The following is a 26,567-nucleotide window of genomic DNA, read 5'->3' as shown; positions in this document are numbered from 1 at the left end:
AAAAGGGGACAAATTTATTTATAAACCGAGCAAAACCAACAAATCTGCCCCTCTGTGTTTCACAAAATAAATCTGTCCCCTTTTTTGTTATCTTTTGTTTCACGACCGCGCCAGTATTGTTCATCTCCCCAAGGTGCACGAATCATGAAAGCCCCCCCACTAAACGTTTCGCTCTTGGACAGAAAACCAAATAAAACACTCCGAAGGTCGGTCTTGTCGACATAGTCAACAATGTAGTCAATAGCCCCCTCATTCGCCTCGGCTATTGACGCTGACATCTTTTCTTGTTGACCTGAAAACTCATAAGCCCGATGAGCAAAAAAACCTACAACTAAGAGAATTAGAATCAAGCTATTCTGTTGCAGACTATCCGATTCAAAATTTTGCTCTGCCAACGGACCATTTTGCATTTCATCAGAGTCCAGATAATACGCCAAGTGGTCCCCATCCACACTGCGATCAGACATCCACTGCCAGCAGAGATCGATAGCTTCCTCACACCTATCGTGAGTTAGGTTCGCGGACTCTAGATTCACTAAAGCGCGATCCAGCAATAGAAGAAAAATAGCGGCCTTCTTAGTCCAAACCATGCTGTCGATAACACCTAACAACTCGCTATTCTCCATGGAAAACCTCTCAGAAAAAGGGGACGGATTTATTTAATAACTGAGCAAGCAAATAAATCCGCCCCCTTTTTCCCACATAAATTACTACTACTTAGGTATATAGATATAGAATTAGCAACGAAAACAAACGAAAATATTATGGAGGACCACATCCTCATATAAACGCATCTCAAATCTTAAGTCAGAAACTGAAACGGTCCTCAAATACTGTCTGCCCCCCTATTCTGACGAAACATTGCCGCGCCACCTCCACGGGTACTACCTTGCCTAAAACCGGCATCATGGCCTTGTAGAACACCTTGTCACAGGCTTCATCTTTACTAAACGGTTGGGCTCTGCCCTCAGCGTCCGCAGTAATGTGGCAGCCCGCTACTAAATCAGCTGGCAGGTCTTTAAAGGCGACAGGCTTTTGAGTAGTGCCCGCCTGCGCCTCGATCATTTCATTGCAACCACCGGTTACGGCCCCTTCCTTAACGGTTTTTACAAAAGCAACGCGCTCGTAATCGGTACCGCTGAAAACAGTCTGATCGTTGACGCTAACGCGATACTGCGAAGGCTGGAGCATGATGGATTTGATGCAAAACTGTGTTGTGACCGGCTGATTATTCACCGAGGTCGTTGCCGACTTGCAACCCGGGACGGCGTTGGCGAAGCCACCGTTTTGCGCGCTACCTATGACCGGAATACGCTCCTGAGGCTGCGTGATGTCATAGGCATGCAGTTCACAGCCTCCACCCACAAACTGGAGTTCCGCCAGATAAACCTTGCCTTTCTCCGGCGTGAAAATGGTGCTGATCGGACCGCAACGATAACCGCGGTTGATACTTTCGCCAGTGGCGTAACCCGATACCTCGAATGGCTGATCGGGATCAGCTTGCACTTCCAACTGAGGGAAATGCTTCAAGGTCGCGCTGTGGGCCGTTTCGTTGAGCTTGGCAATCCAGCCGAACACTTTGCCGCGACCGGAATCCACCACTGTCCCCTGCACATCCATACGTCGGTCTGGGTCCGTCGCTCGCCTGATTGCAAACTCCACAGGGACGACATTGCCCGTCGCTTTCATGATCACCTTGGCGTGCTGCGCATCGACGACAACCTTTTTCTGCTGGAATTGGATACCGTCGCGAAGCAGGTTAGGAGAAGAGTCCCGGACGTTGGATTTGCAGCCGGATAACGTCAGAATCAAGCCAATAATTAGCAGCGTTGCTTTCTTCATGAATGCTCCAAGCGCATCATTGACGCTTAAAAAAGAAAAATAGAAAAATAGAAAAAAGGAAAAAAGGAAAAAAGGAAAAAAGAAAGAAAAAAGGGGACAGATTTATTTAAGTACTTAGCAAAAAAATAAATCTGTCCCCTTTTTTCTCAGCTCTTTTGCACCTTTCAACTCCTCAATGCTGGCAACGACAACACTTCATCGTACTGTGGCCAGTCTTCCCTTGCGCGTTTGAGCACACCTTGCATCAACTCGTCCAACTCAGGCACTGGCTGCTCGGGCGGCAATTGGTCAAAGGGCGCGGCCATCAGCGGATGATCAATCTGCTGAGGATTGGGCAAGCCTTCCCATTGGCGTAGACGCAGTATGTAGAGGATTTCCAACGGCACGCGCTCCATGTGGCATTCCTGATCGAAATCGTACGAATTCTTTTGGCTGTCTTTGCCGGTTTGCCAGGTGTGGCGGTCACATGCGGCCAGCAGGCAGGGCAACAAGTCGTCGGGGTTGGCGGTGCGCCAGTTGGCCAGTAGAGCTTCGTAGATAGGTTCATCATATGCATAGGCCGGCCACAGGTGCGATACATTCCCCACCCAATCGGCAAACACGCGAAGCATAAAGGCTTGGGCGCGGCGGTGCTGCTCTTCGTACTCGATCACCAACTGATGTTCGCGATTAAGCGCCGCATGAGTGAGATAGCCCTGATGGAGGACGGCATCCTTCCAGCCCAGGATCGCCATCGTGCCCATCATGTTGGCACCGGTTTGGATACTGTAGTTTTGCTGGCGAATATAGTTACCGGGGCGTTGATCGTACTGGTGCGCCCAAAAGTACAATTGCCAAACACCTACCTGGTAGTAACGCATCCAGTGAGCCAATTCTTGCAACCATTGCGGGTTGTCTGGTGCAGTGGCAAGTACTTTATAAAGTCTTACCCGCGCCATTTCTTCTGAGATGCTATCTGTCGCATTATTTTTATTTGGAACCATCATTGGATCAGTGGGTCTTGCATCCTTCCTAGTGACGTATTCGCGTATCGCGTTGACATAAAACGCGTCCTCAACATGCGGCCCTCTGGCGATGCGAGCAAGTACTGATTTGTAAGAGGGCCACCTTGGGTTCACACCCACGCGTTCAAATTGATTTATTTTTTGGGCCATGGTTCCACCTTAACTTCTGCTTGACCTGTTTTAGCGGGTGCTGGCAAACCGACTTTAACGGTAACGCCTTGGACTTTGACTCCATCTCTTCCCAGCGCGGATCTCAAGGCTCGAGCCAACGCAGGATCGGATTGGGTTATCGAACTTTTTTGCAACCACCCTCTCAATCTTGTCTCCGGATCCCCATGCGGCGTGCGTGCCGCATTCACACCGTTCACAGAAGACTTCGCATCCATCACCACCACGGTAATCGTATCGCCATTGATCGCCACCGCGCAGCCATCACAGCCGTGGTTGCTACCGTTCTGCAATGGCTTGAAATTGAGGCCGGTTTTTCCGTTGAGGGTTTGAAGGGCCAGTTGCTCGCCCAACACCCCATCATTTACAAGCGAACCGGTCTTCCAATTGGGAAGGTGCGACAGCGGGATACTTTCAAATGTCTGCCCAAACAGGTCTTCAACCGGGCTGACCTTGGGAGGGTTGACTGCATCAGGGACAACCTGCACCGGCCCTTTTGCACCAGTAAAAGTATCCAACTGCTGCGCAAGCTTCGCCTCAAACTGCCCCAGCTCACCGACCTTCCCCACTGCCCCCACTTCGCCAAGCCCTGGAAGGAGCAACGACCCGAGATCAATACTGTTCTTCGTCGCTTGCAGCGCCAGACCATAGCGATTGTTTTGCAGCTTGAAAACAAAATCCTGGCCATCCTGAGTGACCTTCCAGTCACCAATGATGTCCTGTGGATCCACAAATGGGTCGAGCGCGTTGTTGGCAACCTCCAATACATGGCCCGAAAGCAGGTCGTTCCCCATCGAAGCCATGGATTGAACCGTGGACCACACGCTTATACCCGCACCGGCTAGCGCTCCCTTGGCTCCGTCAAACGCCCCGTTTTTTCTACCGCTGAAATCAAGATTCAGTTTGTAGAAATTAGCCAGGTCAGTGGTGCCATACGAGTCGGGGTCACCGAGGTACGCAATATTGATATCCGCATTCTTGAATTCAGATGAATGCGTTTTGTTGTAGTTCTTTATCAGAGCCAGCGTCTCGCCGGAGGTATAACCCTTGTTGTCGTTCTCCAGAGTTCCAACCGTGGTGTCATACCGATCAGCCAACGGCGCCAATGCTTTCCCCAGATACTCCAGTGTCACAGCATCAAACTGGCTGTCCGCTCCACCAATTGTCTTGTTCCAATCTGCATCGGTATAAAACGCAAACGCCCGCGCCATCTGCTGCTCGGCCTCGGCCTCGCTGATGCCCAACTGAGCAGCCAGCTTCGGCGCTTCCTGCTCGATCAGGCGTGCTTCGGTGGGGTGGGCCTGGCGGTTGTATTTTTCTACGTTGCTCGCGATATTCGCGCCACTCGCCTGGGAGATGCCGCCCTTACCTACCGCCGCTCCCAAACCTGCTGCCAGCAAGGCATTAAAGGCATCCCGGCTGTCGATACCGATACCGCCGTCTTTAAGCACTTTGTCCATGGCCGGCATGATTGTCGCCGAGGCTCCCGCGCTCAGCGCGCCCCCGGCGGCCGTGCCGCTGGATAAGCCTTGCGCAGCGCCGGCCAGGCTGTGGAGCAAGACGCGCGCAGCACCGCCCTCGCCCCATGTGGCCTGAAGCGTTTTGTCTTTCTGGCGCGTCGCCTCTGCCAACTGTTGGTCGGCGTAATCGCCAATTTTCTTATACGTGTCGGCGGCCGTGGTGTTCGCCACCAGCCCCACCGCCGTGGTGCCCCCAACGCTGCCCAGACCCGCCGCAATCAAGCCCGCGGCAATATCAGCCATGAAAAGTTTTTCACCGCCCACGTCCCAGCTCTTGGCATCGGCGATTGCAGCATTGCGTTCTTGCTCGGTCGAAGCGTTTCGAGCTCTTTCACTAGCAGCCTGTTGCTGCGTACTGGCGACTTCGGAGATGACCGTCTTGGATAAGGCAACGGTGCTTTGGATCAGCTCGATCCGCTCCTCCATTGCCTTTTCATCTGGACGGTCCAATCGCGAATTGGCGTTGTCGGTGTCCCGGCTCAGCCCCACAAGATCATTGGCCCCTGCCGCATTGCGGACCGTGATCGTGCCTTCGCTGACAGCACTGCGCGTTGTGCTGTGGTCGGAATCCTTGAGCGACAGCGGAACGCTGCCACCAAAGGTGGTACCTGGCTTCAAGTCGCCATAACCACTGCCATAAGAGACGTTGAAGCCCGCAGACTGGCTCTTGATCTCACTGACGTTCTTGATGTCACTGACGATCAGCCTGTCCGTGCTCAAGCTGTTCTTATCGGCCGTGGCCTCGCTGGCAATCACCGAGCCTTGCAGCACGGTGTTCTTGCCCACGGTGATGTTGTAACCGTCCTTGCCGGCGAACAGACCGCTTTGATCAGTCACCGCCTCGTACTTGCTGTTCATGTTGCTAGCGGCGATGTTGGCGGTCGCCGTCACCGTTTCGCCGTAACAGAACGGCGGTACACAGATGCTGGCGCCAAAGCCGCCGCTGGTTTGCTTGTTCTTGTGCTCGGACGTGTCTTGCCGCGAAGCGATGTTCAGGTCACCGCCAACCAATGCCTGGATGCTGTCGGCATGGATCTGTGCGCCAGCCAGGGTCGTGTCATTTCCGCTCTGCAGTTTCAGCGAGCCCGTATCCAGGGTGCTGTTGACCTGCGTGACGTCGTGACCGCTCCCCTTGCCTTTGGCGAGCTGGGCACCCAGGTCGAGGGTGAAACCGTTTTGCGAGCCGATGTTGAAGCTCGCCCCGATGGCGGTCTTGTTGTTGCTGCTATGGTTCTCACGATCTTCGGTGTTTTGTGCACTCTCGAACGTGATGTCGTTCTTGGCCAGCAGCAGCGTATCGGCCGCCTTCAGCTTACTGCCGAGAACATGGATATCCCCGGCGGTCCCGGCAGCCTGGCCTGACGCAACGATCAGCAGGCTGCCGCCACTGTTGACGGTGGTCTGCTTGGCGGTGGTGCTGTCGTATTGCGTAGTGCTCTTGCTGTGGGTGCTGGCCAGCTCCGTCCCGATCTTGAACACGGCACCACTACTATTTGGGCTGCCACTGGCGGCCGCAGCAAGATCGTCAACCCGATCGCCCATGCCGTTGAGCGCCATCAGGGCTTGTGCCCCCTTCACGGCTTTCAGACGACCATCATCGGCGTTCCGCGCGGCCTTCGCGTTGTCCCGGATGCTCTTCACCGTATCGACAATCGCCCCACCCACCACGCGCCCTACGGCGAGACCGTTGGATTTGTCCGTGCTGCTCTGGCTGGCACTTTCCATACCGGCAGCCAAGGTGACGTTGGAACCCGAGAGGTTGGTGTTCTTGGTACTGACCAGATCACTGGCCACCACACTCAACTCGCGCCCAGCCGTGAGCGTTACATTGCCGGCACTGGAGCCGATCGTGCTGCCGGTAAGCGTGGTTTCTGTAGCCGTGCCGTTGTGCTTCTGACTGTTGATAAACAGATGCTGGTTGCCCGTCATGTCATCCAGGCCCAGCTTGTTACCGGTCAGCACACCTGTCAGGTCACGATTCTTTTCCTTATGCATATCGGTGCGCGAGAAGGTGTTCTGCGCCGCGTCGATGGTCAGGTCGCGCCCGGCCTGGACTGCCAGATCACCGGTACTGACCAGGGACGAGCCCGTCACTTTCACATCTTGGCCGCCCGCGACCGTAACCGTCTCGCCGGAGACCATGCTGCCCACCGCCGTGGTGCGTTTCTCGTCGACCTTGTCCTGGACTTTGCTCGACTTGAACCCGCCCCAACTGCTTTTGCTTTCCTTACGCTCATGTCGAGCGCTGTCGGAATCCGTCACGGCAAAAATCTGAACATCCTTGCCTGCGACCAATTTCGTCGCACCTTTCTCGGCGGTAACCGCGCTACCCGCCAACAGCAGGTTTTCTCCCGTCACCAGTGTGCTGTTGCCGCCAGAACTGACCAGGCTGCCCACTTGGGAGGTGCTGTCCGTTTCATCCAGCCGGAATTTCTTCCCGGAAGAAGACTTCTTGGTCTTGCTGTAGAAGCTGTAGTCCTGATCCGCAGCGGCCTTCAGGGCGAGGTTGTTACCCGCCACCAGGTACGCCTCATTCCCCGCGTTGACCGTACTCGCTACCAACGTGAGATCCTGCCCCGCGCTCAGCGTCGCATCCCCGCCCGCCTTGAGCGTGGTGGACACCTGCTGGACATGATCCTCGATGCTCTTGACCTTCTTGCTCTGGCCATACGAATGCTGTTCATTCGCCGCGGGCCCCAAGGTCAAGTTCTTGGTAGCGACAATGGCCAAGTTCCGCTTGGCTTCGACCTGGCTAGCGATCACCTTGAGGTCACCACCCGCAACGGCCTGAAGATCGCGTCCAACCGTAACGCTAGAACCATTCTGGGTAATGGTCTGGTCTCGATGTTTGCTGCCCTGCGTATGGCTGTCCACCTGCTCGGCGGCGGTGATGTTCATATTTCGGGCTGCGCGCAATGTGGTGTCGTTACCACTCTTGAGCACACCACCAACATTGGCGATATCCCGCCCAGCGCCCGCGCTCAGGTCATGACTCGCCTCAATCCGCGCCGCACTGTCGGCAAATTCGCGTTGCTCAGTCTTGTAGCCGGTGCTGCTGGCATGCCGGGTAATGGTTCGCTCATTGGTCAAATCACCCGCCACGGCAACAACACTGACATCCCGCCCAGCAATAACCCCACCCGCCCTGTTAGTCAGGTTATTACTCGCCAACGCATCAAGCCGACCACCCGCTTCCATCAACCCACTGTTGACCAAGCTGTCGCCCGCCGTCGCCCTCAGGTTGCTGGACGCGCGCAAGGTGCCCGCATTGTTCAGGTTTTTACCGGCGATCAGGCTCACATCGGAACCCTGAATCAACGCCCCATTAGCCGCCAGACGATTATTGGCCTGGGCCAGATAAAGCACCGGCACCAACACCTGTTGATTATTCACCGTCCGGGTCTCCATCCAGACGATGTCATGGGTCAGGGCCGCAACCTGTTCGGCGGTCAGGCTGACGCCCAGGGACAGATCAAGTGCGTCCTTGCTGGCGATGGCATTGTTCATCAGGTACTTGAACATGCCGTCGTCGGAGGTCTGGCCGTCGAGGAAGCGTTGGCCCGTACGGGCGATCACGGCTTGCTGGATCAGGCGTTGTTCGTAGAAGCCGTCGCCCAGGCGCTTGGCGGCGGTGTCCGGGTCGTAGCCCAGGTTTGTCAGCAGGTAATCGGAGCTCATGAACCGGCGCATGTCGGTCAGCGCCGGGTTGGTCTCGATCAAGTACTTTTGCGGGTTGGCCTGGAACGAGCGATCCGGCAGGCCACGCACTTGCGTCAGGCCCGTGCTCTGGGTCGGCGTGGTGGAGCCGTCGCCGCTCATGCGGAACAGGCCGTTTTGCCCGGTGGGCAAGTCAAAGCCCGGCAAGGCCAGCGGATCGACTTGTTGCTGGGTCAGGCTCGGGGGTAGCTGCCGATTGACGCTGATGCGGGTCGAGAAGGCGTTGTCGGCCTGGGTGTCGGTGCGTGGGCCAGCGCCAACGTAGTTGTAGCCGCCACGCACGACGCCGCTGTTGAGGTCGCCCTGGGTAGGAATGTCGATGGCGCCACCGGCCTGGATAATCGCGGCATAGGTCTGGTTATCGGTCGTACTGGTCTGGGTGCGAAACTGCAGAAACTCAGTCTCGGTCATGCCGATGAAGCGGCTCATCGCTGCTTCAAGGCCACCCAGGTCGTTGGCGTTGTAGCCCGGGCTCTGCAACCAGTATTTGTTGGTGAAGTCATTCGCGGCGACGCGCCAGCCACTCGGGTGGCGCGTGCGTTGGGACCTGAAGGTGCGCGAGGTTTCGGTCTCGCCAGTCTCGATGCCGATGTTGTTCAGGCTGACGAGGTTGGCGGTCAATGCACCGCCGACGCCGATGCTGCTGCTCCGGTTGGTCAGGGTGTCGCCCTGGATATTCAGGTTGCCGCCGGTGGTGATGCTGGAGGCGGCGCTGGCCGCGGTGACTTCGAACTTGTCGCGCTGGATGATCTGCCAGACGTGGTTTTGCTTGGGGCCGTCGCAATCACCTGGGATGCAGGCCACCTCCCTGATCGAGGCGGTGTAGATGCCCGCGTCGTGGGTGGTCAGTATTTCGCGGACGTTGTCGATAGTGCTGGCTGCCAGGCGCATGTTGCCGTCGCTCTGCAGCGAGCCGGAGCTGTTGAGGATGCGGCTGGCACGGGTGCCGAGGCCGTCGCGATCAATGTTCAGGTCACCCAGGCTGTAGATATCGGCATAGCGGTTGGTCAGGCTGTTGACGCGCAGGCTGGTATTGCCGCCGCTGAAGATCAATCCGTGTTCGTTGAGCAGATCGCCGGTTGTTACACCGAGCGCCCCGGCACTGCCCAGCGTGCCGTAGTTGTTGACCATGGCGGCCGTGACGCTCAGGTCCGCCGCCGAGATCAGGCGACCGTAGCTGTTGAGGACGCCATCGACCACGACGGTTGTGTTGCCACCGCCCGCGATACTGCCGTTTTGCTCCAGATTGATCAGTGCGGCCTTGAGACCCAAGGTGCCGAGGCTGCTCAAGCGGCCGTTGCCTGCATAGGCACCGGTCAGTTGCAGGTCGATGGCTCCATCGCTGCCGATCAGGCCATCAACCCGCCAGTTGCTGCCGCGGCCTTCCATGCTATTGGCGCTGAGCAACTGGCCGGTGGCGGTCTGGGTCAACTGGTCGACATTCACGACCAGATGCCCGGCCTGGATCGCGGTGCTGTTGGTCCAGCGGTCTGCCGTCACTGTCAGGTTGCCGTAGGTCACCAACTGGCCGCCGGCCTGCCCCAGGTTGGCCTGGCTGATGCCGAACACTCCCAGGCCAGTGTGCAACAGCTTGCCACCCACGTTCTGAATGCTGCCGGTGTCCAGGCCGACATTTTGGCTGGCGGTTTCCAGGGTGCCGTCGTTGTTATCGAACAGGCCACCGATGTTGAACACCGTGGTGCTGTTCTGGCCCAGAGTGCGCAGTTGGCCTTTCAGGTTACTCAAGCTGGCGGCCAGGATATCCAGGCTGTCCTGGCTTTCGATGATGCCCGCGTTGTTGTTCAGCGCCCCCGAAAGGTCAAAGTCGATGCGACTGGCGCTGACCTGCCCACCGCCGCTGTTGTCCATGCCCCGGCCAGTGACCCAGACCTTGCCCGTGGCGTATATCCCGCCGTTGCGATTGTTGATATTCGCCGCTGCGTTGGTGACCACGACATCGCCGGCTTGCGCAGCGATGCGTCCGCCGTCGTTGAACAGCCCCGCCAAGGCTTGGATGCTGAGTCCTTGGGCCTGGATCGTGCCGCCCTGGCGGTTCACGTCATAGCCGTTTTTCAGCACACCGGTGGCCCGTGCCTCCAGTGCCGCCTTGACGCTGGACAGCACGCCGCCACGGTTGTCCAGGTTGGTGGCGAAGACATTCAGCTTGGCGTCCTTGGCGATGATGCTGCCGCCCTGGTTATCGATGTCGCCGGATACATCCACGGTGACCAGGCCCTCGCCTTGCAGCGTGCCTTTAGCGTTATTCAAACTGGCAGCATCGAACTCGACCTCAGCAGCACGGCTGGCGAGCAGGCCTTTATCGGCGTTGTTGACCTTGCCGGTCGCCGTGACCAGCAGCTTGCCATTGGCGGCGACGGTGCCTTTGTTGCGGTTGTCCAGGCTGTCGGTGCGCACGGTCATGACGCCTTGGCTGGACAGCTCGCCGCCCCGGTTATTGATCGCGCCGGTATTAGTGATGTCGAGGTTTTTACCGGCCATGACCAGGCCGGTCAGGTTGTCCAGGCTGCCGAGGACCAGGGTCGCGCTGTTCAGGCTCGACAGCTCACCTGCATTGTTTTCCAGATGGCCCAGGTTGGCCGTCAGCAGGCCCTGGCTATTGATCAGGCCGCCCTGGCTGTTGAGGACCTGATCGGCGCTCAGGTGCAGTTCGGTGTTACCCAGGATCCGGCCTTTATTGCGGTTATCCACAACGTTGCCGGTGACGGTGGTCTTGCCCTGCCCACTGAGCGTGCCGCCCTGGTTGTTCAGCGCTGCGGTGGTCGTGACATTCAGGTCGCGACTGGCGATGACGGTTTTGCCGGCGTTGTTCAGTTGCTTGGCAATGAGGGTGACATCACCCGTGGCATTGCGGCTGTTATCGGCGTTGACCCCGGCTTCGATAATGCCGTTGTTGCTCAGCGTGCCACCGCTGTCCAGGTGAATGCTGTCGCGCGCTACCAGGTTGTTCTGGCTGGTCAGGTCGCCCTGGGTCTTCACGTCCAGGCGGCTACCGGCGTACACCTGCCCCTGGGTTTCCAGGCTTTTGGCCTCGATGTCGACGGCACCGGCAGCAGCCGTCTGCGCCAAACTCAAATGACCGTTGGCGTCGAGTTGGATGTCGCCGCCACTGGCAACCATCTTGCCGTCCAGCTTCACGCCAACCCCGGCCTCGGTCCCCACCAGCTTGATGGCGCCAGCGTACATACCACCCAAGGCCGAGGAGTCGATGGCCAATTCTGGTTTCGCACTGCCGTCATCGGCACGGGCAGTGGCGTTCAGGGTATTGGCGTTGACGTCGTTGCGCCCGGCCACGATGGTCAGGTTCTTCGCCTGGAGCTCGGCATTGATCTTGGCGCTGCGGGTGATGATTTCGAAGCGGTCGACGTTGTTCGCGTTCAGACCCGCGCCTTCAATGGCGACGCTGCCCTGATCCACCTGATAGCGACCCACCTGGCCGTTTTCGATGATCGGCTTGCCCGTGGTCAGGGTCGCCCTGGGGGTATTGATGAAACCGCAACCGTTGCAGGTGATGCCGTAGGGGTTGGCGACGATGACGTGGGCCGACTGCCCGGCCACTTCGGTGTAGCCACGCAGCTGGCTCGGGTTGCCGCCGTTGACTTCGTTGAGGATGACTTTGGCGGCCGTGCCCTTGAGGTTCGGGTTGCCGAGGATGATCCCGCCCAGTTGCGTGGACTGGGCGGCGTTGGTGGCGTTGTTGAGAATCACGCCGTTGCTGCCGACGTTGTAGTCCTTGAACTGGTTATGAGACAGACCGCTGCCGTTGGGCTTGGCGATGTTGACCACCGGCACGCCATTGCCGGCCTGGCCGAGGCTGGTGCCCGGGGCGCTGACCACGATGCCGTCGGCCTGGGCCCACAGCGGTTGCCAGAACATGACGTTGGCCAACAGGAACGCCAGGCCGCGCTTGGGCATGCCCCAGAACTGCTCGCGGGTTTGCAGGGCAGCGGAAGGCTGGCGGGCCAGGAAGGCGTATTGGCGGTCGTCCATGATCAGGTCTCGTTACAGCAGAAATTTAGATGGATACATCCACGCGGAAGTAGATCGGCGCTTCGCGCGCGGTCAGGACATCCGGACGTTCCAGGGAATGGGCGAAGGTGACGCTGGCGCTCAGGTGCTCGCCTCGGGCGAATAACTCCAGCGAGTTGCTCGACATGCGCCCGTGCTCGCTACCGTTGTAGCGATTACCGCGAATCACGCCTTGGTCATAACCGAGGCTGGTGCCGTATTCGGCGAATACCGGGCGTAGCCATTGCAGGGTCACCGGACGGCTCCAGCGCAGGTCGTTGCGCCAGTAGCCGCCGCTGTCGCCGGACAGTGTCTGGTCCTTGTAGCCGCGAATCGACGACAGGCCGCCCAGGCTCATGCGCTGCGGGGCGAACAACGCATCCTCGCTGCGTTGGCCGGTCATCAGGCTGCTGAAGCTGAAGGATTCGCCGCCCAGTACAAAGGGTTGCAGGTAGCTGAGGGTGGCGGTGTATTTGCGGTAGCGCGCATCCGGCAGCCCGGGGCCAGGGTCGTCATCGCCTTGGGCGTCGAGGGCGCCGACGCCTTGCTGCAGACCCAGGTCGAGGTTGACGAAGGCATTGCCGACCCGCCGACCATGGTTGATGCCGAACTGCGCCTCGCTGATGCGATTGCTGCTGCCGGCAATCTTGCTGTCCGCGACGAAGTTGTTGGTGCGCAGGTACGAAAGGCCCGTATTGAGGGAGGTCTTGCTTACCGCGTCGCGATGGATCACCCGTTCCAGGCGCACCTGATGGTTCTGGCTGTCGCCGCTTTGCTTGAAATTGAAGCCGTTGGCCTGGGCCACGGCGCGGTACTCGCTCTGGCTGTAGGTGTAGCTCAGGTTCCACCAGCCAAACGGCAAGTTGTAATAGAACATGGCGTTGCGCGAGGTTTTCTGGTGATCGCTGACGGCATCGTGGCCGCCGCGCAAGGCCAGTTGGTCAGCCAGGCCCAAGGGGCTGTCCCAGTCCAGGGAAGCGCCCCATTGCTGCTCGCCCGTGCTTTTCTGCCCATCGTTATGCCGTGACAGGCCGGCGCGCCAAGGTTTTTGCGCAGTGTTGTTGACCAGCACCTGGCTGCCACCGATGTTCTGCCCCGGTGTCAGTTCCATTTGCGCACGGTTGGACGGCAACCGGTTCAGTTGATCGACCATCTGCTCCATCTCCCGCAGGTTGAGCAGTTCGCCGGTTTTGCCGGGAAACGCCATCGCCAACTCGCGATCCGACAGCTTGCTGTTTTCGGCACCTTTGAGGCCTTCCAGGCGCCCCTCGACGACCAGCACTTGCAGGTGACCGCTGGACAGGTCCTGTTGCGGCAAATAGGCACGGCTGGTGACCAGGCCTTTGTCGAGATAATGGTCGGTAATGACTTTGAGCAGCTCGTTGAGCTGCGGCACGCCCAGGCATTGGCCGATGTAGGGCTTGAGCAGGCGTTCGCGCTCCGCCTCGGACAAAGCATCGGCGCCCTTGAGCTCGATGGTCTTGATCGGGAAGCAACGGGTATCGGCAGGTGCGGTGGGCTGGGCCGGCTTCGCCTCCTTGCCGGGCAGGTCCTTGAGTTCCTCAAGGCGTCGGCGCTGCTCTTCGAGCAAGCGATCCTGACGTTCGCGGATCAGGTCCGTGTCACCGGGGGTTGGCGCGGCGACGGCAACGTTCATCGCTAGAAAATACAGCGACGCAACGGCTAGCCTCGTCCCTAAGGCAAATACGGACATGTTCGTTCCCTCGATACAGAAATGACGGCAGCATGCGAGCAGGCGTGCATGGCAATGCGCGCACACCAGACCCGGCATATCGCCTTCGGTTCAAGAGAACGTAGATTTTCTACGCAAAAAAGAGACGCGTCTCACAGGACGCGTCGAAAAACACAACAAAAACGACTGCTCGGATTGGACAGACGCCTACAAACACTCATCTAGGAAACTCACCACAGTTCCCATGCAAGCCATCCGCTCCTCGATATGGGGCATATGGCTGGAGTGTTCGAACAGCGCCCAGCGAATGTCAGGAACATGATCCACATAGGGTTTGACCACCAACGGCGTCGCTTCATCGTATCGGCCTGAAACCAGCAGCGTCGGCACCTTGATCCGAGGCAAGCGATCGGTGATGGACCAGTCCTTCATGCTGCCGATCACATGGAATTCGGTGGGACCATTCATGGCGTGATAGACGGTAGGGTCGGCATCGATCTGGGCAAAGGTACGGGCGACTTCATCAGGCCAGGGCGTGACACGGCAGACATGACGGTCGTAGAAAACCCGAGCGGCCTCAAAATATTCGGTCGACGTCAAGGTTCCAGCCCGCTCGTGCTTGAGCAGTGTTTGCTGCACCTCAATGGGTAGAAGCTGGCGCAAGCGATTGACTTCAAGGAGCCAGGTGGACATGTCCGCCGGGGAGTTGGCGATAATCAACGCGCGCAAGCCCGCGGGCTGGAGCACCGCATGTTCGCTGGCCAACATGCCGCCCCAGGATTGCCCCAACAGTGCGTAATTGTCGCGAATGCCCAGATGATCCAGCAGGTTCTCCAACTCATCGAGAAAGAGCGCCACGTTCCAGAACGAGGGGTCTTTTTCCGGGAGATGGGTGGAGCGCCCATTGCCCAGTTGGTCGTAATGAATCACCGGATAGCCACTGTTGGCAATATCCTTGAAGGCATCGACATAATCGTGTGTACAGCCCGGGCCGCCATGCAGGATCAGCAGTGGCGTACGGCCACTACTGAAATCGCCAGTGATGCGATACCAGGTCTGATACGGACCAAAAGGCGCAAAGCCTTCGTGCATTACGGAAAGATCCATTTCGTGCCGCTCCCTAGAAAGCCTGCGGCATACGATACCGGGGACTGGCCGGCGGAATAACTAGACAAACAGATAGGTTTTTGCCCGATTTCAGCTATCGAGCAACCGATAATGCACCGCCCTGACCACGGCCTGGACCCGATTCCTGGCGCCGAGCTTGTGCATTGCGGAAGTCAGGTGGAGGGTGATGGTGGCCAACGAACGATTCAGTTGCCTGGCAATGTCCGCCGCCGTCAACCCTTCGGCGGCCAATCTCAAGCACTCACGCTCGCGTTTGGTCAGGCGAACCGGGCATGCGCGGGATTCCTTGCCGAGCAGCGGAAAAGCCGCCTCTTGCAGGGCATGGGAAATCAGGCTGAAGTCGCCCAGCGTTTGCCGGACATCCTGCAGGGTGCTCCCCTTCGTATCGGCGCGCAGCCCGGTCAATGTCGCAAAGCCGCCTTTGGGCAAATGCATCGGCACCGTCACGCCGCAGGTCATGCGCGAATCCTGCAGATAGCTCACGACCGGCGCATGACTATGGCCGATGAACGGTTGCAGCACCGTGTCGGCCTCTGGCCGATAGGACCAGACAAAAGGAGAAATGGCATTGATTGCCAGATGCTGGACGGGGTCGATCTGGTAATAACCTTCTTCACACCAGAGCGAGTGCCAGTCACGGGGGGTATTGCGCAATTTCAGCACAGTCGGGGTGATCAGTGCCCCATCATGATCCAGCGGCACCGGACTGTAGTCGTACACCAAGGCCTCAAAGCCTAACGCCTGGACCATCCCCAAGGTGTTATCCATCTGTTCGTCCAGGCTCCTGCCAGACAAAAGACGGGTATTGAAGTCAGACAGCTTGGCCTGCATCCATTCAGCTCCCTTATTAATTTCAATCCTGAAATCGTGCAAGTAGAATGCCACGCCTGAGCGAGGGAATGCCAGGTCAAACCTATAAGAATTGCTAGCTTATGGGCGCGTAGCTTCCTCGGTAAGGTTTAGCCAACGGGCGGCACCTGAGCAGGAGAGCAACGATGTGGCGTGAAATCGAGCCAGACCAGCGGTACGACGTGGAGGTCGATGGTCATCACCTGGTGGCCTATGGCTTTGGCGACGGCGATGAAGTGCTGTTGTGCCTCAATGGCGGTCCGGGATTGCCTTGCGACTATCTGCGTGACAGCCATGGCTGGCTCAAGGAAAAGGGCTTGCGGGTCATCGCTTTCGATCAGTTGGGTACTGGCGCCTCGGCCAGGCCTACTGACGAATCCCTGTGGGACATCACCCGTTATGTGGCGGAGGTAGAGACCGTCCGCCAAGCCCTCGACCTGGGCAAAGTGCACCTGCTGGGGCACTCCTGGGGTGGCTGGCTGGCGATCGAGTACGCCATTCATCACCCCCAATCGCTGAAAACCCTGATCCTGGAAAATACCGCCGGCGATATCCCTCACCTGTCCCTGGAGCTGGAGCGTCTGCGGGCTGCCCTGGGCAGTGAGACCGTCGCGATGATGCAGCGCCATGAAGCCTTGGGCACCCTGGATCATCCGCAATACCAGGCGGCCATCACCCTGCTCAACTATCGCCATGTCTGCCGTCTGGACGAGTGGCCAGCACCGGTGACACGTTCCCTGGGTGACTGGAACATGGGACCCTACATGACCATGCAGGGCCCCAATGAGTTTCTCTATACCGGCAATCTGAAGGATTGGAATCGCATCGAACAGATGGCCGACTTCGAAATGCCTGTGCTGATCACCACCGGTCAACATGATGAACTGACGCCAGCCTGTGCAATGCGCATGAAAATGGCGCTCAAGGATGTACAACTGAATGTGTTCCCCAACAGCAGCCACATGCCATTCTACGAAGAGCCCCAATCCTATTTCCCAGTGCTGCTGGATTTTCTGCAACGCCATCGGAACTAGCCCATGAACCTGGCGCGCTATCGTTTCATCCTGTCGCGTCCGCTACAGCTATTGCCGGTGCTGTTTGGCATCAGCCTGATCACTTTTGTGCTCGTGCGCTCAATCCCCGGGGACCCCGCCCGGGCACTGCTGGGCTCGCGCAGCACGCCGGAGGCGCTGATCCGGATTCGTGCCCAGTACGGTCTCGACCAGCCGTTGTGGATGCAGTACTTCTACTTTCTCAAGAACCTGTTCAAAGGCGATCTCGGCCAATCGCTGCTCTACAAAGTCGATGCCTTGAAGCTGATCAGTACCCGCATTGAGCCAACCCTGTTCCTGGTGCTCGGCAGCGTACTGCTGGCGCTGCTGATTGCCGTGCCGCTGGCAACGGTGGCCGCGCGCAACAAGGGCGGCTGGCAGGATCACCTGATTCGCCTGTTCACCACGGCAGGGCTGGGCATGCCGGCGTTTTGGCTAGGCATCATGTTGATCCTGCTGCTCAGTGTGCAGTTGGGGCTATTCCCGGTCTCAGGCTATGGACGTACAGGGTGGGACAAACTGCATCACATGGTTTTGCCGTGCCTGACCATTGCCTTGGCACTCTCCGCCGTTCTGGTGCGCAATCTGCGCGCCAGCATGCTCATGGAGCTACACGCCGATCATGCCACCGCCGCACGAGCCCGGGGCTTGTCCGAGCGGGCGATATTTCGTCGGCATGTGCTGCCCAACTCCCTGGTACCGGCGGTCAACCTGCTGGCGGTGAACATCGGCTGGTTGATCAGCGGCACGGTGGTCATCGAAAGTCTGTTTGCCATTCCCGGCATCGGTCAATTGTTGGTACGCGGCATCTTTACCCGCGACTACATGGTGGTCCAAGGCGTGGCCATGGTGCTGGCCCTTGCCACCGTCATGGTCAATTTCCTCGCCGATGTGCTGACCGTGATGATTGATCCGCGGGTGAACATGCGATGAGCAGCCAGACCATCAGGCCCGCCTGGCGTCTTGCCCTGCGTTTGGGCTTGCGCAACCGTCGCCTGGCCACCGTGCTAGGCCTGGCGATTCTGTTTGGCTGGCTGTTGCTCGCACTCTTCGCACCCTGGGTCGCGCCCTTCGATCCGATTGCCCAGAACACCGATATCCGCCTGCTGGGGCCGAGCCTGGCCCATCCGTTCGGCACGGATAATTTCGGTCGCGACGTTCTTTCCCGAGTGATCTGGGGCGCGCGCATCGACTTGCAGATTTGCGTGATCGGGGTGGTTTTCCCGTTCTTGATCGGCACTTGCGTCGGCGCCTTGGCCGGCTATATCGGTGGCCGGTTCGACACGATCTGCATGCGCCTGATCGATATTATTCTGGCCTTCCCCTTCCTGGTGCTGATGTTGGCAATCATGGCCATCCTAGGCCCCGGCCTGGGCAGCTTTTATATTGCGATGGCTTTGGTGGGTTGGGTGTCCTATGCACGGCTGATCCGTTCGCAGATTCTGGTGCTCAAGGAAAGCGATTTCGCCTTGGCGGCGAAAAGCCTGGGCTTCGGTCATGGCCGCATTCTGTTTCGGCACCTGTTGCCCAATGCCATGTTCGGTTCGATCGTGTTTTCCATGTCCGACGCGGTGCTGGTACTGCTCAATGGGGCGGCGGTCAGCTACCTCGGCCTGGGGGTGCAGCCACCCACATCCGAGTGGGGCACGATGGTCGCCGAGGGCCAGAGTTTTATCACCAATGCCTGGTGGATCTGCACCTTCCCGGGACTGGCGATCGTCACCCTGGCCATGGGCTTCAGCCTGCTGGCCGACGGTGTCGCCGAGCACCTCGGAGAGCGTCCATGAGCACACCAGTGTTGCACGTCGAGGACCTCAGCGTGATCGCCGGCCATGGTGAATCCGAGGTCACGCTGGTGGATCGTGTGTCATTTGACTTGGCCGAAGGCGAAATCCTCGGTCTGGTGGGTGAGAGCGGCTCTGGCAAGACGATGGCCTGCCGGGCCTTGATGCGCTTGCTACCCTCTTCAACCCTCCGGGTCCAGGGCAAGGCCGTGCGCCTCGCTGGTGAGGATCTGCTGTCACTGGATGAAGCCGGCATGCGGGGCATACGGGGTCGGCGACTGGGGATGATTTTCCAGAATCCCGGCAGTCATCTTGACCCGTTGATGCGTATCGGCGAACAGATCGGCGAGGGCATACGCCTGCATCAGGGGGCGTCCAAGCGAGAAGCACGGGCGAAGGCCATTGATGTGTTACGCCAGGTGGGCATTCCCGATCCGTCAAGGCGGGTCGACAGTTATCCCCATGAGTTTTCCGGTGGCATGCGTCAACGCGCCATGATCGCCGTGGCACTGGGTTGCAACCCCCAGGTGCTGATCGCCGATGAGCCGACCACCGCCCTGGATGTCACCGTACAGGCACAGATCCTGCGCCTGCTCCTGGATTTGCGCGACCAACGTGGGCTGTCAATCATCATGATCACCCATGACCTGGGGGTCGTCGCCCAGACCTGTGATTCCATCGCGGTGATGTACGCCGGTCGGCTCTGCGAACATGGCAACAAGCTTGATCTGCTGGCTCACCCACGACATCCCTATACGGCGGCCCTGATCGACTGCCAACCGGCTACCAGCGCCGGTCATGCCATGCTCAAAACCATCGCTGGCCAGCCTCCTCTGCTGGATGCGCTGCCCACCGGTTGCCGCTTCAATCCACGCTGCCTTCAGCAGGGCAGCCAGTGCACGCGGCTGTTGCCACAGATGCAAGTCGCGGCAGAGGCACACCGAGTGGCCTGCCATTACCCGCTGCCTGCGGGAGCTTCGTCATGACCCTGTTGCACGTGAAGGATCTACAGGTGCGCTTCGCCGCCCCTGGCAGCGGTCCGTTCGGGATCAACCGGCAATGGGTGAAAGCCGTCAACGGTGTGTCGCTGAGCCTGGCCACCGGGGAGGTGCTTGGGCTGGTGGGTGAGTCGGGCAGCGGCAAGAGCACCCTGGGTCGGGCCATCTTGCGCCTCACTGAGGTCAGCGCCGGACAAATCCTGTTCGATGGCGTGGATATGACTCAGGGCAAGCGGATCGACATCGAGCGACTGCGCCACGAAACCGCGATGATTTTCCAGGATCCTTATACCGCCCTCAATCCGCGAATGAGCATTGGCGACACCCTGGCTGAAGTGCTGCGAGTGCGATGCGCGATCCCTGCCCCGATGATTCGCCATCGGGTCGATGAATTGCTGACCCTGGTCGGCCTGCGGCCGGAGCTGGCCAACCGCAAGCCGGGTTCGTTGAGTGGCGGTCAATGCCAACGTGTGGGGATCGCACGGGCACTGGCCATCGAGCCACGGTTGATCATCGCCGATGAATGCGTGGCCGCGCTGGACGTTTCCATACAGGGACAGATCATCAACCTGTTGCTGGAGCTGCGGCAGCGCATGAACCTGACGATTCTGTTCATTGCCCACGACCTGGCGATCATTCGGCGGCTATGTGATCGGGTCGCCGTGATGTACCTCGGCAAGATCGTCGAGCAAGGCCCCACGGAGGCCGTGTTCAGCAGCCCGCGGCATCCCTATACCGTCGCGCTGATCCAGTCCATTCCACACATCGACCCGACGCGACCGTTGCTGGGCGCCCCCCTGCCCGGCGAGCCACCCAGCCCCCTGAACCTTCCATCGGGCTGCGCTTTTCACCCGCGCTGCCGGTATGCACAACCCATCTGCGCGAGAACACCGCCCCCCATCCATGACATCAATGGACATCGTTATAGCTGTGTGCTCGGAGAGCCATTGCTCTAAAAAAACATTCATCAATAGGGAGTTTGACCATGCGATCGAAACATCTGAAATTGCTGACCGCCGCGACGTTGACCGTTTGCACACTGGCGGCCGGTGTCGCCCAGGCAGCAGGCGTGCTGACCATCGGTTGCCGTGAAGAAAGTACGACGTTCGACCCGATCAAAAGCGCGCAGAACCGTGATAACTGGGTGTTCTCCAATGTTTACGACGTATTGGTGCGCGTCGACAACACCGGCACCCAGCTGGTACCGGGGCTGGCCGAAAGCTGGCAGGTTTCCGACGATGGTCTGACTTACACCTTCAAACTACGCCCGGCCAAGTTCTCCGACGGCTCGCCGATTACCGCCAGCGACGCAGCGTTCAGTCTGTTGCGCATTCGCGACAACAAAGGGTCGCTGTGGAGCGACTCCTACAAGATTATCGACAAGGCCCAAGCACCCGACCCACAGACACTGGTGGTGACACTCACAGGTCCTTCCGTGCCCTTCCTCGCGCAGCTGGCGTTGCCCAACGTCTCCATCCTGTCGCAAAAGGCCATGGAAAAAATGGGTGAGGAAGCCTATGCCCAGGACCCCGTTGCCTCTGGCGCCTTCATCGTCAAGGAGTGGCTACGCGGTGATCGCGTGGTGCTGGAAAAGAACCCCAACTTCTGGCAGGCCGACAAGGTGAGCCTGGATGGCGTGGAATGGATCTCCATCCCGGATGACAACACGCGGATGTTGAAGGTACAGGCCGGTGAACTGGATTCAGCGATCTTCGTGCCCTTCTCGCGCGTCGAAACCCTGAAGAAAGATCCCAACCTGGTCGTACACATGGATCCCTCCACCCGTGAGGATCATCTGCTGATCAACCATGAGCACGGACTGCTGGGCAAGCCTGAAGTACGTCAGGCCCTGGACCTTGCGATCAACAAAAAATCCCTGGTCGATACCGTGACGTTCGGCCATGGCCAGGTGGCTTACTCCTACATCCCTAAAGGTGCGCTTTATCACAATGCCGATAATCTGCAGCGCCCGTACGACCCGGAAAAAGCCAGGAAAATGCTGGCAGATGCAGGCGCCTCAGGCCTGAAGCTCAACTACGTGGTCAATGCGGGCAATGAAGCCGACGAGCAGATCGCCGTGCTGGTCCAGCAACAGCTTGCAGCGGTCGGCGTGACAGCCACCTTGCAGAAAGTCGACCCTACTCAGAGTTGGCAAATGCTGATCGACGGCGATTACGATCTGTCCGTGATGTACTGGACCAACGACATCCTCGACCCGGACCAGAAGACCACCTTCGTGCTGGGACACGACACCAACATGAATTACATGACCCGCTACAAGAACGACAAGGTCAAGGATCTGGTCGCGGCCGCGCGGGTAGAAGTGGACCCGACCAAGCGCAAGCAGATGTATACCGACCTTCAGGCGATCGCCAAGCAGGACGTCAACTGGATCGACCTCTACTACAGCCCGTACATCAATATCTCGCGCAAGAACATCGAGCACTTCCAACAAAACCCACTGGGACGCTTCTCTCTTGAGGAAACGGTGAAGCGCTAACGCGTAGTGGCTTTCATCCGAGTCGGATAGGGCCAGTGGCAATGCCTCGATCACGAGTCGAGGCTTGCCACTTGATGGCCAAACAACATCGGCCGCTCCCCGGTCATCTCGCACAGCAGCGCTGTGACGGCGTTCCCCTCAACCGTGCCGTGCTCTTGCAGAAAGCCCGCCACGGCGCTGACCGCCGGCCAGTAACGGTGTACCAGGCAGCTGCAACGAGCGATGGCCTGGGATTGGGCATCGAGCAGCTTGCGCGGCGGCAGCAGGCTGATCAATTCGTGCCCCCGGTCCAGGTCACCCCGGCCGCTGCCCCTGATCAACCGGTCGGACCGGCGGTGCCGGTAGACCGCTTCGGCCACCGGCCCCGCGAAGCAATGGAGCAGGTCCCGCTCGATGGCATCGACCATCGAGGGCAGGTATTCAGCGATCCCCGGGCCGTCGAAGGCCGGGCGCGAGACAAAGTAGTCAGCTTCGACCAACCCCTCTGCGTATCGAGGGTAGCCGCGCAGGTCGAACAGAGGCCCCGCGCGGGCTTCGACCTTGGTACGCACGGTGATGCGTTTTATCGGTTGGCCGTTCCACCAAAAGGCCAGGGCGTGACCCGCTTCGTGGAAGGCCGTGCTGCGCGGGCATTTGTTCATTATTGGGTCCGTCACGGCAGGCGCCATTCATATCATCTGCCTCACCGCTGGGCTCCGATAAAAGATTATCCCTATCGAGCGTTAATACTGCGCCTATTAGCTATCTGGCAAAGGGGGACTAGCCTGAACTCAGGCTGGTGCAATCCGGCCCGTGAAACCTGACAAAGAGATACGAAGCGTTCAGAAACGTACTGGGCTTGCCGTGGGCCACCGAATGGGTAACAAGACCTCTCGTGCGTTGCCGTGTGGCTGCATACGATCAGTTGAGCAAACCGTGAGCCCTGCGCCCTGTGTCATTTATTTCGCCTGTCGCTATTCGAAGCCCCGCCGGGCTGGATAGCTGGATGAATACGACCAAAGGTAGCTTCTCATGGCAAACGAATCGAAATGCCCGTTCAATCACGCCGCAGGCGGTGGTACGACGAACCGCGACTGGTGGCCGAACCAACTGAATCTGAAGATCCTGCACCAGCATTCCTCGCTGTCCGACCCCATGGGCGAGGATTTCAACTATGCCGAGGCGTTCAAGCGCCTGGACTTCCAGGCCCTGAAACAAGACCTCAATGCACTGATGACCGACTCGCAAGACTGGTGGCCGGCGGACTTCGGTCACTACGGGCCACTCTTTGTCCGCATGGCCTGGCACAGTGCAGGCACCTACCGCACTGGTGACGGGCGCGGTGGGGCGGGTTCCGGCCAGCAGCGGTTTGCACCGCTCAACAGCTGGCCAGACAACGTCAGCCTCGACAAGGCACGTCGGCTGCTGTGGCCGATCAAGCAGAAGTATGGCCGCAATATCTCCTGGGCCGACCTGATCGTCCTCACCGGCAACGTCGCGCTGGAGTCCATGGGCTTCAAGACCTTCGGTTTTTCCGGTGGCCGCGCCGATGTCTGGGAGCCGGATGAAGACGTCTACTGGGGTTCCGAAAACAAATGGCTGGGGGGCGATGTTCGCTATGGCAAGCCCGACAAAGCCGCCATGCAAGACCCCGGCGAAGGCCAATTGGTGGCCGAGCCTGGCAACGAAGAAAGCCGCACTGACGAGGGACGTAACCTGGAGAACCCGCTGGCCGCCGTGCAGATGGGACTGATCTACGTCAACCCGGAAGGCCCCGAGGGCCAGCCGGACCCGGTCGCCGCCGGGGTGGACATCCGCGAAACCTTCGCCCGCATGGCCATGAACGACGAAGAAACCGTCGCATTGATTGCCGGCGGCCACGCCTTTGGCAAGACCCACGGCGCAGGCCCTGCGGACAATGTCGGCGCCGAACCCGAAGCCGCTGGCCTGGAGCTGCAAGGCCTGGGCTGGAAGAGCACCTTCGGCACCGGCAAGGGGCCCGACACCATCACCAGTGGCCTGGAAGTCACCTGGACCACCACGCCCACCCGCTGGAGCAACAACTACCTGGAGAACCTCTTCGGCTTCGAGTGGGAGCTGACCAAGAGCCCGGCCGGCGCGCACCAATGGACGCCAAAAAACGGTGCAGGCGCGGGCATCATCCCCGATGCCCACGACCCGTCCAAACGGCGTAACCCCACGATGCTGACCACCGACCTGGCGCTGCGCTTCGACCCGATCTACGAAAAAATCTCCCGGCGCTTCCTGGCCAACCCGGACCAGTTGTCCGATGCCTTCGCCCGCGCCTGGTTCAAGCTGATCCACCGCGACATGGGCCCGCTCTCACGCTACCTCGGCCCGGAACTGCCCAACGAAGAACTGCTGTGGCAAGACCCTATCCCGGCGGTCGACCATCCGCTGGTCAACGACAGCGACATTGCCGCCCTCAAAGGCAAGTTGCAGGCCTCGGGCCTGACGGTTTCACAGCTTGTGTCTACGGCGTGGGCCGCGGCATCCACCTTCCGTGGCTCCGACAAACGTGGCGGCGCCAACGGCGGGCGCCTGCGCCTGGCCCCGCAGAAAGATTGGCCGGCCAACCAGCCCGAACAACTGGCTCAGGTGCTGGCGACCTTGGAAAAGGTCCGGGATGAGTTCAACGCCGCCCAATCCGACGGCAAGAAAATTTCCCTGGCGGATCTGATCGTGCTGGCCGGCAGCGCCGGTATTGAACAGGCCGCGAAAAATGCCGGGCTCAGCGTGACGGTACCGTTCGTGCCAGGACGCATGGACGCGAGCCAGGAGCAGACGGACGTCGAGTCGTTCGGCTTTCTCGAACCCATCGCCGATGGCTTTCGCAACTACCTCAAGGGCCGGTACCGCGTGTCCGCCGAGGCGTTGCTGATCGACAAGGCACAACTGCTGACCCTCAGCGCCCCGCAAATGACGGTATTGATCGGCGGCCTGCGCGTGTTGAATACCAATGTCGGCCAGACGTCCCACGGGGTTTTCACCCAACGCCCCGAAGCACTGACCAACGACTTTTTCGTCAACCTGCTCGACATGGGCGTGGAATGGAAACCGCTTTCCGACACCCAGGAAACCTTCGAGGCCCGCGACCGCCAGACCGGCCAGGTCAAATGGACCGGCACCCGTGTCGACCTGGTCTTCGGCTCCAACGCGCAGCTACGGGCGTTGGCCGAAGTCTATGCCAGCCCGGATGCGCAGGAGCAGTTCGTCAACGACTTCATCGCGGCGTGGGTCAAGGTGATGAACCTGGATCGGTTTGATCTCAGGTGAGAAGAATCCGAGGGCATGAGGTCTGGCAAGGAGGCGACCTCATGAACTTTTCTTCACCCCACGCCCCCGCGTGATTGGGTAAAGTCGCCTCGCTCATTCAAGAAACTAAGGTTTTAGCCCGCTCTCCCGGCGGGCTTTTTTTTGCCTGGCATTCAGGCTGACGAACGTGCGTTGCCCGACGCAGGCAAGACAGCCGTCGTCGCTCGCTGTGGTTTCAACACAGGCTGCTCCAAGGCCGCGCGCCCATAAAACAGCAACGCCATCAGCCAACAACTCAACCAGACGAATATCCCCGCCCAGAACGTGTGGGACATGTAATGCCAGCCCTGCAGGACCCGCGTCGTGCCGTAGACAAACCCCAGGACCAATGCCCCATGCATCAAGGCTTTCGAATGACGCCAGCGGTAGCGGCGGGCGACGAAATACAGCGCCAGCATCGTGAAGCCGCCGGACGCATGACCGCCGGGCCAGCAGCGACCGTCACCGGCGGCTTTCAGCAGATCGAAATTCTGGAACCATTCCTTGTGCTCGATCTTGCCGGCGTATTGGGTGGTTTCCACTGGGCAGTACACGCTGGTGTGGCTTTTGAGGTAATGGATCACCCCGGTGCTGAGGGAAAAGGCGACGACTACGTAGAGAAAATCGCGCCGATGCTTGTGGGCAAAACGCAACGGCGCGGCCAACCGGGTTTTCTCCAACAGGCGCAGCAACCCCGGGCGTTTTTCCGGCTTGAAGATCGGCCAGACAAACGACAACAGCGCCCCGATAATCGCCGCCTCGCCGGTCCAGTTCGGGATGATCCTGGCCCACTTATGGGTGATCTTCTCGAACAGCCGCACGTGCTCCAACGGAAAGACCTGGTGCAGCGGGTCGTAGAATAAATTGCTGAAGGCGATGTCGACGCGAGTCATGTCGAACAGCAAGAACACCACCGTGGCACAGAGCAGGGGAATTCCAAGATTGAGCCCGTAGAAACGGGCGCGAGCAGACGTCAGCATGGGCGGTCCTAA

General features: G+C 59.2%; 16 protein-coding genes. 7 read left to right on the top strand and 9 right to left on the bottom strand.

Going from position 1 to position 26,567, the window contains the following annotated elements:
* Positions 1–59: 59 nt before the first annotated feature.
* From GFU70_RS03930 to GFU70_RS03900, 7 genes are all read right to left on the bottom strand, one after another.
* Positions 60–626, bottom strand: coding sequence for an Imm6 family immunity protein (locus GFU70_RS03930; protein WP_153387632.1), 567 nt, complete (start codon positions 624–626; stop codon positions 60–62).
* Between the two features lie 181 nt (positions 627–807).
* A complete protein-coding gene (locus tag GFU70_RS03925) occupies positions 808–1,842 on the bottom strand; it encodes a hypothetical protein (protein WP_058546205.1) in 1,035 nt (344 codons plus the stop codon).
* A gap of 164 nt (positions 1,843–2,006) precedes the next feature.
* Complete coding sequence (locus GFU70_RS03920) at positions 2,007–2,672, bottom strand: hypothetical protein (RefSeq protein WP_058546210.1); 666 nt, start codon at positions 2,670–2,672, stop codon at positions 2,007–2,009.
* A 308-nt stretch (positions 2,673–2,980) separates the two neighbouring features.
* Complete coding sequence (locus GFU70_RS03915) at positions 2,981–12,259, bottom strand: hemagglutinin repeat-containing protein (protein WP_193034274.1); 9,279 nt, start codon at positions 12,257–12,259, stop codon at positions 2,981–2,983.
* 25 nt (positions 12,260–12,284) lie between these two features.
* Positions 12,285–13,991 (bottom strand): ShlB/FhaC/HecB family hemolysin secretion/activation protein, encoded by a 1,707-nt coding sequence (locus GFU70_RS03910; protein WP_153387631.1) that lies wholly within the window; start codon positions 13,989–13,991, stop codon positions 12,285–12,287.
* A 186-nt stretch (positions 13,992–14,177) separates the two neighbouring features.
* Positions 14,178–15,077: a proline iminopeptidase-family hydrolase gene (locus GFU70_RS03905; RefSeq protein ID WP_153387630.1), complete on the bottom strand. Its 900-nt coding sequence runs from the start codon at positions 15,075–15,077 to the stop codon at positions 14,178–14,180.
* Positions 15,078–15,167: 90 nt separating this feature from the next.
* Positions 15,168–15,929: a LuxR family transcriptional regulator gene (locus GFU70_RS03900; RefSeq protein ID WP_153387629.1), complete on the bottom strand. Its 762-nt coding sequence runs from the start codon at positions 15,927–15,929 to the stop codon at positions 15,168–15,170.
* Positions 15,930–16,093: 164 nt separating this feature from the next.
* On the opposite strand from GFU70_RS03900, the gene GFU70_RS03895 reads away from it, so the two are divergent.
* From GFU70_RS03895 to GFU70_RS03870, 6 genes are read left to right on the top strand one after another with little or no spacing between them, the layout of a single operon-like run.
* Positions 16,094–16,981, top strand: coding sequence for a proline iminopeptidase-family hydrolase (locus GFU70_RS03895; RefSeq protein ID WP_153387628.1), 888 nt, complete (start codon positions 16,094–16,096; stop codon positions 16,979–16,981).
* 3 nt (positions 16,982–16,984) lie between these two features.
* Positions 16,985–17,932, top strand: a complete 948-nt coding sequence (locus tag GFU70_RS03890) for an ABC transporter permease (protein ID WP_058546496.1) — start codon at positions 16,985–16,987, stop codon at positions 17,930–17,932.
* Positions 17,929–18,786, top strand: coding sequence for an ABC transporter permease (locus GFU70_RS03885; protein ID WP_116643218.1), 858 nt, complete (start codon positions 17,929–17,931; stop codon positions 18,784–18,786). The genes GFU70_RS03890 and GFU70_RS03885 overlap by 4 nt, the downstream gene beginning before the upstream one ends.
* Positions 18,783–19,769 carry an ABC transporter ATP-binding protein gene (locus GFU70_RS03880; protein ID WP_116643219.1) on the top strand — a complete coding sequence of 329 codons (987 nt, stop codon included), beginning with the start codon at positions 18,783–18,785 and terminating at the stop codon, positions 19,767–19,769. The genes GFU70_RS03885 and GFU70_RS03880 overlap by 4 nt, the downstream gene beginning before the upstream one ends.
* On the top strand, positions 19,766–20,737 hold the full coding sequence (locus GFU70_RS03875; protein ID WP_058546493.1) for an ABC transporter ATP-binding protein: 972 nt from the start codon (positions 19,766–19,768) through the stop codon (positions 20,735–20,737). The genes GFU70_RS03880 and GFU70_RS03875 overlap by 4 nt, the downstream gene beginning before the upstream one ends.
* 29 nt (positions 20,738–20,766) lie before the next feature.
* On the top strand, positions 20,767–22,281 hold the full coding sequence (locus tag GFU70_RS03870) for an ABC transporter substrate-binding protein (RefSeq protein ID WP_058546492.1): 1,515 nt from the start codon (positions 20,767–20,769) through the stop codon (positions 22,279–22,281).
* Between the two features lie 50 nt (positions 22,282–22,331).
* Here GFU70_RS03870 and GFU70_RS03865 read toward each other — a convergent pair whose 3' ends face one another.
* The gene (locus tag GFU70_RS03865) at positions 22,332–22,922 is read right to left on the bottom strand and encodes a hypothetical protein (protein WP_058546491.1); all 591 of its coding nucleotides are present in this window, start codon (positions 22,920–22,922) and stop codon (positions 22,332–22,334) included.
* A gap of 370 nt (positions 22,923–23,292) precedes the next feature.
* Between GFU70_RS03865 and katG the strand changes: the two genes are divergently transcribed.
* Positions 23,293–25,557: a catalase/peroxidase HPI gene (katG, locus tag GFU70_RS03860; protein WP_153387627.1), complete on the top strand. Its 2,265-nt coding sequence runs from the start codon at positions 23,293–23,295 to the stop codon at positions 25,555–25,557.
* A 152-nt stretch (positions 25,558–25,709) separates the two neighbouring features.
* On the opposite strand, the gene GFU70_RS03855 is transcribed toward katG, so the two are convergent.
* On the bottom strand, positions 25,710–26,555 hold the full coding sequence (locus GFU70_RS03855; protein WP_116643222.1) for a phosphatase PAP2 family protein: 846 nt from the start codon (positions 26,553–26,555) through the stop codon (positions 25,710–25,712).
* Between the last annotated feature and the right edge of the window lie 12 nt (positions 26,556–26,567).

This window comes from Pseudomonas brassicacearum (assembly GCF_009601685.2).
In the GTDB taxonomy this organism is placed as follows: Bacteria; Pseudomonadota; Gammaproteobacteria; order Pseudomonadales; family Pseudomonadaceae; genus Aquipseudomonas; species Aquipseudomonas kilonensis_B.
The sequence above is the reverse complement of the archived record's forward strand: the minus strand, read 5'-3'. Positions and strand labels throughout refer to the sequence as shown.

Bases quoted from the DNA above. Each gene is read 5' to 3' on its own strand.
- GFU70_RS03880 (WP_116643219.1), top strand. From the start codon at position 18,783: ATGAGCACACCAGTGTTGCACGTCGAGGACCTCAGCGTGATCGCCGGC.
- GFU70_RS03875 (WP_058546493.1), top strand. From the start codon at position 19,766: ATGACCCTGTTGCACGTGAAGGATCTACAGGTGCGCTTCGCCGCCCCT.
- GFU70_RS03885 (WP_116643218.1), top strand. From the start codon at position 17,929: ATGAGCAGCCAGACCATCAGGCCCGCCTGGCGTCTTGCCCTGCGTTTG.
- GFU70_RS03930 (WP_153387632.1), bottom strand. From the start codon at position 626: ATGGAGAATAGCGAGTTGTTAGGTGTTATCGACAGCATGGTTTGGACT.
- GFU70_RS03890 (WP_058546496.1), top strand. From the start codon at position 16,985: ATGAACCTGGCGCGCTATCGTTTCATCCTGTCGCGTCCGCTACAGCTA.
- GFU70_RS03925 (WP_058546205.1), bottom strand. From the start codon at position 1,842: ATGAAGAAAGCAACGCTGCTAATTATTGGCTTGATTCTGACGTTATCC.
- GFU70_RS03915 (WP_193034274.1), bottom strand. From the start codon at position 12,259: ATGGACGACCGCCAATACGCCTTCCTGGCCCGCCAGCCTTCCGCTGCC.
- katG (WP_153387627.1), top strand. From the start codon at position 23,293: ATGGCAAACGAATCGAAATGCCCGTTCAATCACGCCGCAGGCGGTGGT.
- GFU70_RS03870 (WP_058546492.1), top strand. From the start codon at position 20,767: ATGCGATCGAAACATCTGAAATTGCTGACCGCCGCGACGTTGACCGTT.
- GFU70_RS03910 (WP_153387631.1), bottom strand. From the start codon at position 13,991: ATGTCCGTATTTGCCTTAGGGACGAGGCTAGCCGTTGCGTCGCTGTAT.
- GFU70_RS03855 (WP_116643222.1), bottom strand. From the start codon at position 26,555: ATGCTGACGTCTGCTCGCGCCCGTTTCTACGGGCTCAATCTTGGAATT.
- GFU70_RS03895 (WP_153387628.1), top strand. From the start codon at position 16,094: ATGTGGCGTGAAATCGAGCCAGACCAGCGGTACGACGTGGAGGTCGAT.
- GFU70_RS03905 (WP_153387630.1), bottom strand. From the start codon at position 15,077: ATGGATCTTTCCGTAATGCACGAAGGCTTTGCGCCTTTTGGTCCGTAT.
- GFU70_RS03900 (WP_153387629.1), bottom strand. From the start codon at position 15,929: ATGCAGGCCAAGCTGTCTGACTTCAATACCCGTCTTTTGTCTGGCAGG.
- GFU70_RS03865 (WP_058546491.1), bottom strand. From the start codon at position 22,922: ATGAACAAATGCCCGCGCAGCACGGCCTTCCACGAAGCGGGTCACGCC.